We start from the raw sequence: 15,295 nt of genomic DNA on the forward strand, positions 1-15,295 counted from the left end.
ACGCTAAGGGGGCGCCGCGGGTGCAGCAATCATTCGCAGCTTTAGGAACTTTAAGCCGACAGTTCAGTTCAGCTTAACTGTTGCCTCCGTGGGCAATTGGAGTATCCGTGATCCCAACCGTTGTCCTGGGCGGGATGTTGGAACACGGTGGTGCGCATGGGGTTACCACTCACCGTTGGAGTTGAGGTGACCGGCGACGGTCTCGAAGCCGGCATCGCGGGCCTGGCCGGGCGGCTGGAGGCGGCCGGGGTGTCGTACTGGGTGATCGGTGCCGAGCGCGGTGAGGCCACCGGTCTCACGACCGAAGGCCTCGACCCGTCGCTGGTCGCCACCGTCGCGGCGCGGCACACCAGCCGTCTGGGGCTGGTTGTCGCGGCCGCGGCGCATCGGGATCACCCGTACAACCTGGCCCGCAGGCTGGTTTCGGTGGATCACGCCGCACACGGCCGGGTCGGCTGGCTGGCGCTGGACTTCGACCACAGCATCGCGCTCAACGCATCCACCGACACCTGGACCGGTGCCGACCTCGGCGCGGCGCACACCGACGACGCCATCGTCGCGGTGCGGACACTGTGGCGAACCTGGCCCCTGGGCTCGGTGGTGGGGGATCTGGATAACGGAGTGTTCTCCGATGTGTCGAGAATCCGTCGGGCCGACGTGCACAACACGTATGACATCGCCGGCCCGCTCAACGTGCCCGGATCGGTGCAGGGCGATCTTCCGGTGTGGCGGCAGGCCGGATGCGATGGCGACACCGGCGCAGGCGCCGCCGATTACCTGATCGTCGAGGACGGTGACCCGATCCCGGCAGCCGCCAGGGCCGTGGTGCGGCTGAGATCAGCCGATTCGATCGAGGCCGCGCTCGAGCGGATCGCCGGTCACCCCGAGGTATCGGGAGTGCTGCTGAGGATCGACCCGTCCGATTTGGACCAGGTACTACACGAGGTCCTGCCAGCTGTCCGCAAGCGGGAACTGTTGAGCAACAGGGGGACCGGGACATTGCGTGAACAGTTGGGTGTCCCCGCGCCCGCGGAGCCCGACCTGACCGGCAATCCGACGGTGTTCGAGACCGTACCCAACCCGGGAGGACGACTGTGACTCAATCAGGCCAACTGATCCTGAACGTGAACGTGCTCAATCTCGGTATCCACACCGGCGCGTGGCGGCGGACCAGCGAACCGGCGACCGCATTCGCCGACCCCGGTTACTACGTGCGGATGGCGAAGCTTGCCGAGCGCGGAAAGCTGGACGCGCTGTTTTTGGCCGACGGGCCGGCGTTGCGCGAGCATCCCGCGCTACGTCCGTCGCAGGCACTGGAGCCGAGCGTCATCCTGGCATCGGTGGCCGCCGAGACAGAACACCTGGGCCTGATCGGGACGTTGTCGTCCACATTCAACGATCCCGTCGAGCTGGCACATCGGCTGCTCACCCTCGACCAACTTTCCGGTGGTCGCCTGGCCTGGAACGTCGTCACGACGTACTCGGTGCCCGCCGGTGCCAACTTCGGTGTCGCCGACTACCCGGACCGACACGTCAGGTACCGGCGGGCCGCCGAATTCGTCGACGTGGTCCGTGCGCTGTGGCGCGACGCCGCCGACCCCAGCGGCCGCGGAATCGACCACCAGGGAGAGGCTTTCACCGTGGTTGGCGCATTGCCGCAGGGACCGTCGCCGCAGGGGTATCCACTTTTGGTGCAGGCTGGTGGATCACCGCAGGGGCGTGAACTCGCCGGTCGTGTCGCCGATGCGGTGTTCAGCGCCGAGCTCGACCTGGGTGCCGGAATCGACCACTACCGCTACGTGAAGGACGTTGCGGTGGCCTACGGTCGCCGGCGTAGCGACGTCAAGATCCTGCCCGGGCTGATCACCACGATCGGCAGCACCGAGGCCGAGGCCGAGCGCCGGTTCTCCGACCAGAACGGCCTGCTGCCGCCCGGCCACGACCTGGAGCGGCTGTCTCAGGCGCTCGGAGAGGATCTTTCTGACCATCCGCTGGATGGACCGGTGCCGGCACACTTACTCGGCGACGTCGACGATCCGGCGAAATTCGGTGCCTCCCTGGGGTTCCGGGAATCGGTGGTGCGCTTGATCGAAAGCCGTGACCTCACGCTGCGGCAGGCCGTCCGTGAGTTCAGCGGGGCCGGCCACCGGGTGATTGTCGGATCGCCGGTCGATGTCGCCGACACCATCGAACGGTGGTTCCTGGCCGGCGCCGCGGACGGGTTCAACCTGATGCCCGACGTGTTTCCCGATGGCCTGGAGATCTTCGTCGACGAGGTGGTGCCACTGCTGCAGGAGCGCGGACTGTTCCGTACCGAGTACGCCGAGTCGACCTTGCGTGAGAGGTTCACGGGACAGCCACATCCAGTCGGTGCGCTGAGCCTCGTACCGGGGAGGTTGGCGTAACGCCGTAGGTTGGTAGCCGTGGATACCCCGATCGCTGTCGTCACCGGGGCGAGCCGCGGCGCAGGCCGTGGGATTGCCGCGGCCCTGCTCGCCTCCGGCTGGCGGGTTTACGTCACTGGGCGCACGGTGACCGATCCAGGGAAGGGCGGCATCGCGGTACAGCTCGACCACTCCGACGACGCGGCCGTGGGTGCGCTGTTCGAGCGGATCGGCGAGCAGGAGGGCCGGCTGGACCTCCTGGTCAACAACGCCGCGGCGATCCACGACGATCTGGTCAACCCGAAGCCTTTCTGGGAGAAGCCGATCGAGCTGGCCGAGGTACTGGATGTGGGGTTGCGCTCGGCCTACGTGGCATCCTGGCACGCGGCACCGCTGCTGCTGGCTGGTGAGCGTGGCCTGATCGCGTTCACCTCGTCACCCGGCTCGGTCTGTTACATGCACGGCCCGGCGTACGGCGCGCAGAAGGCAGGCATAGACAAGCTGGCCGCCGACATGGCCGTCGACTTCGCCGACACCGGGGTGTCGACGGTGTCGATCTGGATGGGCATCCTGCTCACCGAGAAACTGAAATCCGCGTTCACCGGGCACCCCGATGCCCTCGCCAAGACCGCCGAACATGCCGAAACCCCGGAGTTCACCGGCTATCTCATCGATGCGCTGTACCGCGACCCGGAGCTGCAGCAGCTGTCCGGGCACACCGTGATCGGTGCCGAACTCGCGACCCGCTACGGGATCACCGACGAGTGCGGCCGGGTCCCGCCGTCACACCGGGACCTACTGGGTGCGCCACGGGAACCCAGCGCCGTGGTGTTGCGCTGACCTGGAGTTTGATTCATTTCGAACACAACCCGCGTCAAGCCTCTACCGTTGGTGCTTGGCTGATGTCGAGACGTGAGATCGAGGTGGAGCGGGTGGAGATTCGCCAGTGACAGCATTGTGGGACTACGTCACCGCCCACCACGCACAGCTGCTTTTCGACTCCTATCAGCATGTCAGCGCCGTGGTGCAGAGTGTGCTGATCGCAGCGCTGATCGGCGTGACCGTCGGAGTGCTCACCTACCGCAATCCGCTGGCGGCCAGCCTGGCGACGACCACCTCCAGCGTCATCCTCACCGTTCCGGCTTTCGCCCTGCTGGGTCTGTTGATCCCGTTGTTCGGCCTCGGGGTTGCCACCAGCATCTCCGCGCTGGTCCTGTACTCGCTGCTGCCGATCATCCGCAACACCATCGTCGGACTGAACGCCGTGGACCCGGCCCTGATCGATGCCGCGCGGGGAATCGGCATGGGACGGCTCGCGACACTGGGCCGGGTGGAACTGCGGCTGGTGTGGCCGTCGATCCTGTCCGCCATCCGGATCAGCACTCAGATGTCGATGGGTGTGCTGGCCATCGCCGCCTACGTCAAAGGGCCGGGCCTGGGCAACCTGATCTTTTCCGGGTTGGCCCGCGTCGGCAGCCCCACCGCCCTCCCGATGGCACTGACCGGAACTCTGTTGATCGTCATCCTCGCGCTCGTCCTCGACGCGCTGCTCGTCCTGATCGGACGGCTCACCACATCGAAAGGCATTCGATGACCACCGCAGTTACCGGCGCACGCATCGTGCTCGACCATGTGTCGAAGGTGTATCCGGGGGCCGACCAGCCTGCCGTCGACGACGCGTCGTTGGACATCCCGGCCGGCGAGGTGGTGGTGTTCGTCGGCCCGTCGGGATGCGGAAAGACCACCATGATGCGGATGATCAACCGGCTCAGCGAACCCAGCTCCGGTCGCATCATGATCGGCGACCAGGATGCGCTGTCGATCAAGCCGACCCAACTGCGCCGGTCGATCGGATACTCCATCCAGCAGGCCGGGCTGTTCCCGCACATGACCATCCGGCAGAACGTCGGCCTGGTGCCTGGGCTGCTGCGCTGGGACCGCAAGCGGATCAACGAGCGGGTCGACGAGCTGCTCGACATGGTCGGGCTGGCGCCGGGGGAGTACGCCGACCGCTTCCCCCGTCAGCTGTCTGGTGGACAGCAACAGCGGGTGGGAGTGGCACGTGCACTCGCCGCCGACCCACCGGTGCTGTTGATGGACGAACCGTTCGGGGCTGTTGATCCCATCACCCGCAGCGCGCTGCAGGATGAATTACTGCGGCTACAGACCGAATTGCACAAGACCATCGTATTCGTCACTCACGATTTCGGTGAGGCCGTCAAACTCGGCGACCGCATCGCGGTGCTCGGGCAGCGGTCGAAGGTGCTCCAATACGACACGCCCCAAACGATTCTGGCCAGCCCCGCCGACGACACCGTCGCCGGTTTCGTGGGTTCGGGGGCTTCGCTGCGTCAACTCGGGTTGCAACGGGTCAAGGACGTTCAGTTACAGGAGCATGTGGCTGTGCGGGCCGACGACACCGTGGAGTACGTGCGGAACCAGTTGGCCGCCGGCGAATTCGACTGGGCAGTGGTGCTCGACGATCTGGACCGACCGGTCAGCTGGGTGCGGGCCGGCAAGCTGACCGACGCACACACACTCGCCGACGTGGTCGAGCCGCTCGACGTGGTCAGCACGCAGTCCACCCTCGAAGATGCACTGGAAGCCATTCTCGCCGAACAACATGCCTCGGCAGTCGTCACCGGGGCAGGGAACCGGTACGCCGGCGTGGTCACCCTGGACACCCTGATCGACACCATCACCAGGTTGCGGTCGCAGGCAAACGAAGAGAACCGCTCTTCGTGACCACCACCACCGAACGTTCCGCCGCGACCACAGGCCGTGCCGAACGGCTGCGGCTGCTGTTCCAGCCGGCGCTGGTGCTGGTGGTGGGTGCCGTGGTGGTGTTCTGGGCATTCAACCGGGATCTGACCGACACGCAGAAGGAGAACATCAACCCGGGCAATGTGGCGTCGTTGATCTGGCAGCACCTCTTGATCACCTTCACGGTCACCGCCATCGTGCTCGCGGTCGGAGTACCGCTCGGTGTGCTGGTCACCCGGCCCGGCGCAAAATTGTTGCGGCCCTTGTTCATCGGCGTGGCCAACATCGGTCAGGCCGCACCGGCGATCGGTCTGCTGGTGCTGCTGTTCCTGTGGACGGCCGACACCGGTTTCTGGATCGGTGTGCTGCCGATCGCGTTGTACTCGCTGCTCCCGGTGTTGGCCAGCACGATCCTTGGCATCGATCAGGTGAACAAGGCACTGATCGACGCCGGTCGCGGTCAGGGGATGTCGCGAGAGTCCATTTTGCTGCGGGTCGAACTGCCACTGGCCGTGCCCTACATTCTGGCTGGGCTGCGAACCTCGCTCGTGCTCGCGGTGGGTACCGCGACGTTGTCGTTCCTCGTCAATGCGGGTGGCCTGGGGATCCTCATCGACACCGGTTACAAACTGCAGGACAACGTGACCTTGATCCTGGGCAGCGTGCTCGCGGTGTGCCTGGCGCTGCTGGTCGACTGGCTCGGCGGGCTGGCCGAGTACTTTCTCAACCCCAAGGGCCTTCGATGAGGTGGGCACCGCGCGTGCTGGCGGCAGTGGTGTGCGTACTGGTACTGGCCAGCTGCGGCCTTGGCTCCGGCGGCACGGTTCCGTTGCAGGTAGGGCCGGGGTCGATCACACCCCACCCCGCGTTGGAAGGCGTGAAGATCACCGTCGGGTCCAAGGAGTACACCGAGCAGGTCATCATGGGTTACATCCTGGAATACACGCTGGCCGCCGCGGGCGCCGACGTGCGCGATCTGACCGGCATCGTCGGTTCACGCAGTACCAGGGAGGCACAGCTTTCCGGGCAGATCGACGTGGCCTACGAGTTCACCGGCAACGCCTGGATCAACTATCTCAGGCATGAGAAGCCGATACCCGACAGTCGGGCGCAATTCGACGCGGTCCGCGACGAGGACCTGGCCCGCAACGACATGGTCTGGCTACCGCCGGGACCGATGGACGACACGTATGCGCTCGCGGCGAGCAAGCGTGTGGTCGAAAAGACCGGCGTGCGTACGTTGTCCGAGTACGCCGAACTGGTCCGGACCAACCCGGCGGCGGCGAAAACCTGTGTGGACACCGAATTCCGGGCCCGGCAGGACGGCTTTCCGGGGATGGCGGCCGCCTACGGTTTCGACCCGGCCCGGGCGCAGACGCCGATCCTTCAAGTCGGGATTATCTACCAGGCCACCGCGGACGGCACGCAGTGCGATTTCGGCGAGGTGTTCACCACCGACGGCCGCATCGCCGCACTGGGTCTCGAGGTACTCATCGACGACAAGCAGTTCTTCGCGCACTACAACCCGTCTGTCACGATGAAACGCGAGTTCTACGAGGCGCATCCGCAGATCGCCGAGGTCACCGCGCCGGTGACCGCAGCGCTCACCAACGACGTCATCATCGAACTCAACAAACAGGTCGACGTGGACGGTCGGGATCCGAGTGTCGTCGCGCGCGACTGGATGGTGGACCGAGGTTTCATCACCGCCCGTTAGATGCCGGTGAGATAGCGGCGCGTCACCACCCGCTGGAGCAGGCGCGTCACCGGTCCGCCCAACCGGCTCCACCACGTGGCCGGCCGGGAGAAGGCGGCCACCTCGGCGTGCACCGTGTCGGTCGCCGGGTCGTAGCGAACCGAGAACAACTCCTCACCCGACTCGGGATGCCCGGCCAGGGTGCCGTAGGCGAAGCCCCGCCGGTCTGGTTCGTCGAGCACATAGACCACCCGGCACGGTGCGGGCACCGGACCAAGCCGGACCAGCAACTCGGTGCCCACCGCGGCGGCGTCGGTGGTGGCCTGCACCCGCAGGCCCGCGCCGCGCTGCATGCCCCAGCGCAACACCTCCGCGCCGGCCCGCTCGAAGCGGTCGCGGCCGGTGCCGATGATCGCCGACGCCCGGATGTGGCGGTAGCCCGCGGGCAGCTCGCCGGCGGTGGCGCCCACCTCCGGATAGGTCAATGACAGCTGCGCCAGCTCGTGCAGTTTCACGTCACCACCATGGCACCAATACGGTGGTTTCGTGGCCCCAGAAATCGACACCGCCAGCGCGCACCCCGGCGGAGGGTTCAATCCGCCCGATCCCACCGATCGCGGCGGCCCGGATTACGGCCGGTTCATCGAGGCGGTGCGCACCCTGCAGGACCACGCCCGAAGCGTCGACGCTCCGGACGAGGTCATCACCGAGGCCGCCGACCTGATCGAGAAGGTGTCGGTGCTGCTCGCACCCTACGAAGCCGACGAATGGAATTCCCCGTCCGGTCGGCGCATGGACCTGCCCAACCGTGGCAACGTCAACAACGTGCCGGTGCATCTGGAGCGCACTGTCGACAACCGGATCGCCGGGACGGCCCGATTCCGGCGCTTTCACCTCGGCCGCAACGGCGCGGCGCACGGCGGCTCACTGGCGTTGCTGTTCGATTCACTGCTCGGCTACACCGCGGCCAAACTGACCGGCAGTATGTATCAGCGCACCGCATATCTGCATGTCAACTACCGCAGGATCGTCCCGATCGAGAAGGACCTCCAGGTGGATGCCGGCATCACCCGAATCGAGGGACGCAAGATCTTCGTCGAGGGGCGGCTGCTCGATGGTCAGGATGTGCTCACCGACGCCGAGGCGTTGTTCGTCCGGCTGAAGCCGGGACAGCCATGAGCGTCGCCGAAAACCTGGCCGAGGCCAAGCGGCGCTGGACGGCGTGGCGGGACCGGCTGCGTGCACGTCCGGCCGTCGAGTTCACCTACCGGATCGCGGTCGGTGTCGTCGGCACGCTCGTGCTGGCGGTCGGCATCGTGGCGATCCCGTACCCGGGTCCTGGTTGGGCCATCGTGTTTCTCGGCTTGGCGATCCTGGCCAGCGAATTCGACTTCGCGAAGCGGGCGCTGCGCTACGTCCGGGCCCGCTACGACGCCGTGATGGCGTGGTTCGATCGCCAGCACATCGCGGTCAAGGGGATCAGCGCGGCGTTCACCGGACTGTTCGTGGTGGGCACGCTGTGGCTGTTCGGTGTCGTCGGCTGGAGCGCCGGACTGGTCGGACTGGAGCAGCAGTGGCTCAAGAGCCCTATCGGGCTGGGGTCCTGATCAGGCCCACCGATAGCATGACAGCGTTCGCACTAGCCCTCGCATGGTAGGAGACTCCCCGATGAGCGCCGCCCCCAGCCCAGCCCCCGCTGCCCCGATCCGGGTCGCGGCCGGGACTACCGCCGGCGCGGCGGTGCGCGAGGCGGATCTGCCCAGTCGTGGGACCCCGGATGCGATCGTGGTGGTGCGTGACGGCGAGGGGCGCCTGCGTGATCTTTCTTGGACCCCGGACACCGATGTCGAGGTGACGCCGGTGGCCGCCAACACCGATGACGGCCGCAGCGTGATCCGGCATTCGTGCGCCCATGTGCTGGCTCAGGCCGTACAGGACCTCTTCCCGCAGGCCAAGTTGGGTATCGGGCCGCCGATCATCGACGGTTTCTACTACGACTTCGACGTCGCCGAGCCGTTCACGCCCGAGGACCTGGACAAGCTCGAGAAGCGGATGCAGAAGATCGTCAAGGACGGTCAGCTGTTCGCCCGCCGGGTGTACGAATCCAAGGATCAGGCCCGCGAGGAACTGGCCAACGAGCCCTACAAGCTCGAGCTGGTCGACGACAAGTCCGGCGACCCGGATGTGATGGAGGTGGGCGGCGACGAGCTCACCGCCTACGACAACCTCAACGCCCGCACCAAGGAGCGGGTCTGGGGTGATCTGTGCCGTGGCCCGCACATCCCGACCACCAAGTACATCCCGGCGTTCAAACTGACTCGCAGCAGCGCCGCGTACTGGCGCGGCGACCAGAACAACGCCAGCCTGCAGCGCGTCTACGGCACCGCCTGGGAGTCGCAGGAGGCCCTCGACCGTCACCTGGAGCTCATCGAGGAGGCGCAGCGCCGCGACCACCGCAAGCTCGGTGTCGAACTGGACCTGTTCAGTTTCCCCGACGAGCTCGGCTCCGGTCTGCCGGTGTTCCATCCCAAGGGCGGTGTGATCCGTAAGGAGCTGGAGGACTACTCGCGGCGCAAGCATTCCGAAGCCGGCTACGAGTTCGTCAACACCCCGCACATCACCAAGGAACACCTCTACATCACGTCGGGCCACCTGGAGTGGTACGCCGACGGCATGTACCCACCGATGCACATCGACGCGGAGTACAACGACGACGGCACGGTGCGCAAGCCCGGGCAGGACTATTACCTCAAGCCGATGAACTGCCCCATGCACCATCTGATCTACCGGGCGCGGGGCCGCTCGTACCGCGAACTTCCGTTGCGGCTCTTCGAATTCGGGTCGGTGTACCGGTACGAGAAGTCCGGCGTGGTGCACGGGCTGACCCGGGTGCGCGGCATGACGCAGGATGACGCGCACATCTACACCACGCGTGAGCAGATGCGCGACGAGCTGATCTCGCTGCTGCAGTTCGTGCTCGACCTGCTCTCGGACTACGGCCTGGACGACTACTACCTGGAGCTGTCCACCAAGGATCCCGACAAGTACGTGGGCTCCGACGAGATGTGGGACGAGGCCACCGAGACCCTGCGCTCGGTGGCCGAGGCCTCGGGCCTGGACCTGGTGCCCGATCCGGGCGGCGCGGCGTTCTACGGCCCCAAGATCTCGGTTCAGGTCAAGGACGCGCTGGGTCGCAACTGGCAGATGTCGACCATCCAGCTGGATTTCAACATGCCCGACAGATTCGAGCTCGAGTACACCGCCGCCGACGGCAGCCGGCAGCGTCCGGTGCTGATCCACCGGGCCCTGTTCGGCTCGATCGAACGGTTCTTCGGGGTGCTCACCGAGCACTACGCGGGCGCGTTCCCGGCCTGGCTGGCGCCGGTGCAGGTGGTCGGTATCCCGGTCGCCGATGCCCACCTGGACTACCTGTATGACGTTGCCGCCCAGCTGAAGTCGCGCGGTGTGCGGGTCGAGGTCGACAGCAGCGACGACCGGATGGCGAAGAAGATCGTCAACCACACCAACCAGAAGATTCCGTTCATGCTGCTGGCCGGCGGCAAGGACCTTGAAGCCGGCGCCGTCAGCTTCCGGTTCGGTGACCGCACCCAGATCAACGGTGTACCTCGCGACGAGGCCGTGGACGCGATCGTGAAATGGATCGCCGACCGCAACAATGCGGTGCCGACGGCCGATCTGGTCAAAGTAGGAACCAGCCAGTGACCGACGAAAAGCGGTCGATCGTCGACCATGGCGTGGGTGAACCCGACCACCTGCAGCGGTTGTGGACCCCGCACCGGATGAGCTACATCGTCAATGCGGTGAAGGGGGCCGGCTCCGAGGATTCTGCCGGGTCGGCCTCATCCTCCCAGCCGTTCACCGACATCCCCGAGATGTCCGACGAGGACGGGCTCATGGTGGCCCGCGGCGAACTGGTGTACGCGGTGCTCAACCTCTACCCGTACAACCCGGGCCACCTCATGGTGGTGCCGTACCGGCGGGTGTCGGAACTGGAGGACCTCACGGAGGCCGAGAGCGCTGAGCTGATGGCGTTCACGCAGAAGGCGATCCGCGTCATGAAGGCCGTCTCGCGCCCCCACGGATTCAACGTCGGACTGAACCTGGGCATCTCGGCCGGGGGATCGCTGGCCGAGCACCTCCACATGCACGTGGTGCCGCGCTGGGGTGGCGACGCGAACTTCATCACGATCATCGGCGGCGCCAAGGTCATTCCGCAGCTGCTGAGCGAGACCCGGGAGCTGCTCGCCACGGAATGGGCCCGCCAGCCGTGAGCAATCTGTTCCTGATGAGCCGGGCGGCCTACGCCAAGCTGTCGCGGCCGGTGGCCAAGGCGGCGTTGCGCGCGGGCCTCACCCCCGACATCGTCACGATCGTCGGCACCGCCGGGTCGGTCACCGCCGCGCTGACCCTGTTTCCGATGGGCCAGTTGTGGTGGGGCGCTTTCGCGGTGTTCGTCTTCGTCCTCGCGGACATGCTCGACGGGGCGATGGCCCGCGAACGCGGCGGCGGCACCCGGTTCGGCGCCGTGCTGGACGCGACGTGTGACCGGATAGCCGACGGCGCGGTGTTCGCCGGCCTGCTGTGGTGGGCGGCATTCGGCCTCCGCAGCGCGACACTGGTGGTGGCGATCCTCATCTGCCTGGTCACCTCACAGGTGATCTCCTACATCAAGGCGCGAGCCGAGGCCAGCGGACTGCGCGGTGACGGCGGGATCATCGAGCGCCCGGAGCGGCTGGTGATCGTGCTGGTCGGTGCCGGGCTGTCGGGTGTGCCGATCCTGCATGTGCCGTGGCTGCTGCACGTCGCCGCCTGGCTGCTGGCCGTGGCCAGCGTCATCACCGTGGCGCAGCGGCTGCACTCGGTGCGCACTTCGGCGGGTGCCATGGACCCGCTGCAACCACTGCAGTCCTCAGAGCCCGAGGGCGGCGACACAACGGATCCGGGAGCCTCGTGAACATTCCGCTGTCCGGGCAGGTGACCGATCTGGGTTATGCCGCAGGTTGGCAGCTGGTCCGCGCGATGCCGGAGATCGTGGCGCGCAACGTGTTCGACGCGGGCGCCCTCTACGCCTCCCGTGGTGGTGGTCCGAAGCAGCTGCGCAAGAACCTGGCGCGGGTGATCGGGGTGCCCCCGGCCGAGGTGCCGGAGGAGCTGATGCGTGCTGCACTGGCCTCCTACGCCCGGTACTGGCGGGAGGCGTTCCGGTTGCCGTCGATGGACCTGACCGCTGTGGCCAAGCGACTCGACGAGGTGTTCGTCGGCGCGGACAAGCTGCGGGCCGACAAGGAGGCCGGTCTGGGTGGCGTGCTGGCGCTGCCCCACAGCGGCAACTGGGACATGGCCGGGGTGTGGCTGGCCCAGCAGTTCGGACCGTTCGCCACCGTCGCCGAACGGCTCAAACCCGAGTCGCTGTACCGGCGCTTCATCGATTACCGGGAGAGCCTCGGATTCGAGGTCTTCCCGCTCTCCGGTGGGGAGCGTCCGCCGTTCGAGGTGCTTTCGGAACGGTTGCGGGACAACATGTTCGTCTGCCTGATGGCCGATCGGGACCTCACCCGCAGCGGTGTGGAGGTCGAGTTCTTCGGCGAGCCCACCCGGATGCCCGCCGGGCCGGCCAAGTTGGCGATCGAAACCGGCGCGCCGCTGCATCCGGCGCATGTCCACTACGACGGGGACGATTGTGTGGTCGAGATTTTCGACGCGATCGACACCTCCTCGGGGAACGTCTCCATGGTGATCCAGCAGTTGGCCAACCAGTTCGAGGAGAACATCGCGGCGCATCCCGCCGACTGGCACATGCTGCAGCCGCAGTGGCTGGCCGATCTGTCCGACGAACGTCGTGCCCGACTGGGTACCACCTGATGAGCGCTTGCGCGAAGAGGCGACGGAGCTAGCCATGCGTATCGGGATGGTCTGCCCGTACTCGTTCGATGTGCCGGGCGGTGTGCAATCCCATGTGCTGCAACTGGCCGAGGTGATGCGCGCCGGCGGACACTACGTCAGCGTCCTTGCGCCGTCGTCGCCGCATGTGAAGCTGCCCGACTACGTGGTGTCGGGCGGCAAGGCCGTCCCGATCCCGTACAACGGTTCGGTAGCCCGCCTGCGGTTCGGACCGGCCACCCACCGCAGGGTCAAGAAGTGGATTGCCGAGGGCGACTTCGACGTACTGCACCTGCACGAGCCCAATGCACCCAGCCTGTCCATGCTGGCACTACAGGCCGCCGAGGGGCCGATCGTGGCGACCTTTCACACCTCGACGACAAAATCGTTGACGCTCAGCGTGTTTCAGGGGATCCTGCGCCCGTTCCACGAGAAGATCGTCGGCCGCATCGCGGTGTCGGACCTGGCCCGCCGTTGGCAGATGGAGGCGCTCGGCTCGGACGCGGTCGAGATCCCCAACGGTGTCGATGTGCCGTCGTTCGCGAATGCGCCTCGGCTGGAGGGGTATCCGCGGCCCGGCCGCAGCGTGCTGTTCCTCGGGCGCTTCGACGAACCCCGAAAGGGCATGCCGGTGCTGCTGGGTGCCCTGCCGAAACTGGTCCGGCGGTTCGCCGACATCGAGATCCTGGTCGTGGGCCGCGGTGACGAGGACACGTTGCGTGAGGAGGCCGGTGAGCTCGCCGGGCACCTGCATTTCCTGGGGCAGGTCGACGACGACGCGAAGGCCGCGGCCATGCGCAGCGCCGATGTCTACTGCGCGCCCAACCTCGGCGGCGAGAGTTTCGGCATCGTGTTGGTCGAGGCGATGGCGGCCCGCACAGCCGTGGTGGCCAGTGAACTGGACGCCTTCGCCCGCGTTCTCGATCAGGGCGAGGCCGGTCGCCTGGTCCCGGTCGGCGATGCCGACGCCCTGGCCGACGCGCTGATCGAGGTCCTCGGTGATGATGCGCTGCGCGAGCGGTACATCGAGGCGGCCACCGACAGGGTTGCGCGGTACGACTGGTCGGTGGTGGCCGGCCAGATCATGCGGGTGTACGAGACTGTGGCAAGCCCCGGGGTGAAAGTGCAGGTGGGCGACTAATCATGTCGACCTGGATAGTGATCGCGGCGCTGGCCTTGCTGGTGGTCCTGCTGCTCGTCGGAGGATGGGCGTATCAGACCGCCAACCGGCTCGACCGGCTCCACGTGCGCTACGACCTCTCATGGCAGGCGCTGGACGGCGTACTGGCCCGCCGGGCGGTCGTGGCCCGTGCTGTCGCCGTCGATGCCTACGCCGGCGCTCCCGAGGGCAAACGTCTGGCGAAGCTGGCGGATGCCGCCGAGCGGGCCCCGCGTACGGCGCGTGAGGCCGCCGAGAACGATCTGTCGGCCGCACTGGCCGTGGTCGACCCGGCCGAGCTGCCGGTGGCGCTGGTCGCCGAACTCGCCGATGCCGAAGCCCGGGTGCTGCTGGCCCGGCGCTTCCACAACGACGCCGTCCGCGACACCTTGGCGTTGCGGGAGCGCCCGATGGTGCGCGCGCTTCGACTCGGTGGAACCGCCGCGTTGCCAACCTATTTCGAGATCGTGGAGAGTCCCGACGCCCAGGCTGCGCCCAATGTGGGGGTGAACCCGGTGAGCCGTCGGACCTCCGCACGTGTGGTGCTGCTCGACGAGACCGGCGCGGTGTTGCTGCTGCACGGCAGCGACCCTGCTCTCGACGACCCGGACAAACCGGCGCCGCGGTGGTGGTTCACCGTCGGCGGCGCTGTCCGTCCCGACGAGGACATGGCGGCCGCGGCGGTGCGTGAGCTGGCCGAGGAGACCGGGTTGCAGGCGAAGCCGGCCGAGCTGGTCGGGCCGGTGTGGCGGCGCGAGGCCGTCATCGACTTCAACGCCTCGGTGATCCGCAGTGAGGAGTACTTCTTCATCCTCCGGACCACCCGGTTCGAACCGTCGGCGACGGGGCGCACGACGCTGGAACGGCACTACATTCACGGGCACCGCTGGTGCGATGCAAGAATGATCGCCGAGTTGGTTGCCGGCGGGGAGGCCGTGTATCCGCTTCAACTGGGTGAGCTGCTGGCTCAGGCCAATGAACTGGCCGAGCAGCCCGCAGCGACGCTGGCGAATACGCAGGGATCTGCGAATCGCGAGCTGCAAGCCATCCGGTGATGCGGATTTAATGGATTTGGCGGCTCTACTAGACTGAATCAGTAGGACTTTGGAGGAGATTGCAGTGGATACCGCGGCGCAGAACGGTTCGAGCAACCAGACCGGTACCGCGCGGGTGAAGCGTGGGATGGCTGAGATGCTCAAGGGCGGCGTGATCATGGACGTTGTCACCGCCGAGCAGGCCAAGATTGCCGAAGGTGCGGGAGCCGTCGCCGTGATGGCGCTGGAGCGCGTTCCTGCTGATATCCGTGCCCAGGGCGGGGTGTCGCGGATGAGCGATCCGGACATGATCGAGGGCATCATCTCCGCGGTCACGATCCCGGTGATGGCCAAGGCG

16 protein-coding genes and 1 pseudogene are annotated in these 15,295 nt (G+C 66.8%); 16 read left to right on the forward strand and 1 reads right to left on the reverse strand.

The features are described 5' to 3' along the window. Positions 1 to 156: 156 nt before the first annotated feature. From HBE63_RS08760 to HBE63_RS08790, 7 genes are all read left to right on the forward strand, one after another. The gene (locus tag HBE63_RS08760; RefSeq protein WP_166904400.1) at positions 157 to 1,098 is read left to right on the forward strand and encodes an LLM class flavin-dependent oxidoreductase; all 942 of its coding nucleotides are present in this window, start codon (positions 157 to 159) and stop codon (positions 1,096 to 1,098) included. A gap of 32 nt (positions 1,099 to 1,130) precedes the next feature. Then, on the forward strand, positions 1,131 to 2,405 hold the full coding sequence (locus HBE63_RS08765) for an NtaA/DmoA family FMN-dependent monooxygenase (RefSeq protein WP_166909561.1): 1,275 nt from the start codon (positions 1,131 to 1,133) through the stop codon (positions 2,403 to 2,405). An 18-nt stretch (positions 2,406 to 2,423) separates the two neighbouring features. After that, positions 2,424 to 3,224, forward strand: a complete 801-nt coding sequence (locus HBE63_RS08770; protein WP_166904401.1) for an SDR family NAD(P)-dependent oxidoreductase — start codon at positions 2,424 to 2,426, stop codon at positions 3,222 to 3,224. Between the two features lie 106 nt (positions 3,225 to 3,330). After that, positions 3,331 to 3,978, forward strand: coding sequence for an ABC transporter permease (locus tag HBE63_RS08775; RefSeq protein ID WP_166904402.1), 648 nt, complete (start codon positions 3,331 to 3,333; stop codon positions 3,976 to 3,978). Beyond that, the gene (locus HBE63_RS08780; protein ID WP_166904403.1) at positions 3,975 to 5,129 is read left to right on the forward strand and encodes an ATP-binding cassette domain-containing protein; all 1,155 of its coding nucleotides are present in this window, start codon (positions 3,975 to 3,977) and stop codon (positions 5,127 to 5,129) included. The genes HBE63_RS08775 and HBE63_RS08780 overlap by 4 nt, the downstream gene beginning before the upstream one ends. Next, the gene (locus tag HBE63_RS08785; protein ID WP_166904404.1) at positions 5,126 to 5,893 is read left to right on the forward strand and encodes an ABC transporter permease; all 768 of its coding nucleotides are present in this window, start codon (positions 5,126 to 5,128) and stop codon (positions 5,891 to 5,893) included. Before HBE63_RS08780 ends, HBE63_RS08785 begins: the two co-directional genes overlap by 4 nt. Beyond that, positions 5,890 to 6,864 (forward strand): glycine betaine ABC transporter substrate-binding protein, encoded by a 975-nt coding sequence (locus tag HBE63_RS08790; protein WP_166904405.1) that lies wholly within the window; start codon positions 5,890 to 5,892, stop codon positions 6,862 to 6,864. The genes HBE63_RS08785 and HBE63_RS08790 overlap by 4 nt, the downstream gene beginning before the upstream one ends. On the opposite strand, the gene HBE63_RS08795 is transcribed toward HBE63_RS08790, so the two are convergent. Further along, positions 6,861 to 7,358: a DUF1990 domain-containing protein gene (locus HBE63_RS08795; RefSeq protein ID WP_166904406.1), complete on the reverse strand. Its 498-nt coding sequence runs from the start codon at positions 7,356 to 7,358 to the stop codon at positions 6,861 to 6,863. The two genes, HBE63_RS08790 and HBE63_RS08795, sit on opposite strands and share 4 nt — an antisense overlap. A gap of 31 nt (positions 7,359 to 7,389) precedes the next feature. Between HBE63_RS08795 and HBE63_RS08800 the strand changes: the two genes are divergently transcribed. The 9 genes and pseudogenes from HBE63_RS08800 to HBE63_RS31335 form a co-directional block, all read left to right on the forward strand. Further along, a complete protein-coding gene (locus HBE63_RS08800; RefSeq protein ID WP_166904407.1) occupies positions 7,390 to 8,022 on the forward strand; it encodes a PaaI family thioesterase in 633 nt (210 codons plus the stop codon). Further along, positions 8,019 to 8,450, forward strand: coding sequence for a TIGR02611 family protein (locus tag HBE63_RS08805; protein ID WP_166904408.1), 432 nt, complete (start codon positions 8,019 to 8,021; stop codon positions 8,448 to 8,450). Before HBE63_RS08800 ends, HBE63_RS08805 begins: the two co-directional genes overlap by 4 nt. Before the next feature lie 61 nt (positions 8,451 to 8,511). After that, a complete protein-coding gene (gene thrS / locus HBE63_RS08810) occupies positions 8,512 to 10,566 on the forward strand; it encodes a threonine--tRNA ligase (RefSeq protein WP_166904409.1) in 2,055 nt (684 codons plus the stop codon). Next, a complete protein-coding gene (locus HBE63_RS08815; RefSeq protein ID WP_166904410.1) occupies positions 10,563 to 11,135 on the forward strand; it encodes an HIT domain-containing protein in 573 nt (190 codons plus the stop codon). Before thrS ends, HBE63_RS08815 begins: the two co-directional genes overlap by 4 nt. Beyond that, positions 11,132 to 11,818 carry a phosphatidylinositol phosphate synthase gene (gene pgsA / locus HBE63_RS08820; RefSeq protein WP_166904411.1) on the forward strand — a complete coding sequence of 229 codons (687 nt, stop codon included), beginning with the start codon at positions 11,132 to 11,134 and terminating at the stop codon, positions 11,816 to 11,818. Before HBE63_RS08815 ends, pgsA begins: the two co-directional genes overlap by 4 nt. After that, on the forward strand, positions 11,815 to 12,726 hold the full coding sequence (locus tag HBE63_RS08825) for a phosphatidylinositol mannoside acyltransferase (protein ID WP_166904412.1): 912 nt from the start codon (positions 11,815 to 11,817) through the stop codon (positions 12,724 to 12,726). The genes pgsA and HBE63_RS08825 overlap by 4 nt, the downstream gene beginning before the upstream one ends. A gap of 34 nt (positions 12,727 to 12,760) precedes the next feature. Next, positions 12,761 to 13,885: a glycosyltransferase family 4 protein gene (locus tag HBE63_RS08830; protein ID WP_166904413.1), complete on the forward strand. Its 1,125-nt coding sequence runs from the start codon at positions 12,761 to 12,763 to the stop codon at positions 13,883 to 13,885. A 2-nt stretch (positions 13,886 to 13,887) separates the two neighbouring features. Beyond that, positions 13,888 to 14,958, forward strand: coding sequence for an NUDIX domain-containing protein (locus HBE63_RS08835; RefSeq protein ID WP_166904414.1), 1,071 nt, complete (start codon positions 13,888 to 13,890; stop codon positions 14,956 to 14,958). A 127-nt stretch (positions 14,959 to 15,085) separates the two neighbouring features. Then, a pseudogene (locus HBE63_RS31335) lies at positions 15,086 to 15,295 on the forward strand (pyridoxal 5'-phosphate synthase lyase subunit PdxS); the annotation flags it as partial.

This window comes from Mycobacterium sp. DL440, from assembly GCF_011745145.1.
In the GTDB taxonomy this organism is placed as follows: Bacteria; Actinomycetota; Actinomycetes; order Mycobacteriales; family Mycobacteriaceae; genus Mycobacterium.

Excerpts from the sequence above, each read along its gene's own strand:
- HBE63_RS08760 (WP_166904400.1), top strand. The coding sequence starts at position 157 with ATGGGGTTACCACTCACCGTTGGAGTTGAGGTGACCGGCGACGGTCTC.
- HBE63_RS08780 (WP_166904403.1), top strand. The coding sequence starts at position 3,975 with ATGACCACCGCAGTTACCGGCGCACGCATCGTGCTCGACCATGTGTCG.
- HBE63_RS08790 (WP_166904405.1), top strand. The coding sequence starts at position 5,890 with ATGAGGTGGGCACCGCGCGTGCTGGCGGCAGTGGTGTGCGTACTGGTA.
- HBE63_RS08805 (WP_166904408.1), top strand. The coding sequence starts at position 8,019 with ATGAGCGTCGCCGAAAACCTGGCCGAGGCCAAGCGGCGCTGGACGGCG.
- thrS (WP_166904409.1), top strand. The coding sequence starts at position 8,512 with ATGAGCGCCGCCCCCAGCCCAGCCCCCGCTGCCCCGATCCGGGTCGCG.
- HBE63_RS08830 (WP_166904413.1), top strand. The coding sequence starts at position 12,761 with ATGCGTATCGGGATGGTCTGCCCGTACTCGTTCGATGTGCCGGGCGGT.
- HBE63_RS08835 (WP_166904414.1), top strand. The coding sequence starts at position 13,888 with ATGTCGACCTGGATAGTGATCGCGGCGCTGGCCTTGCTGGTGGTCCTG.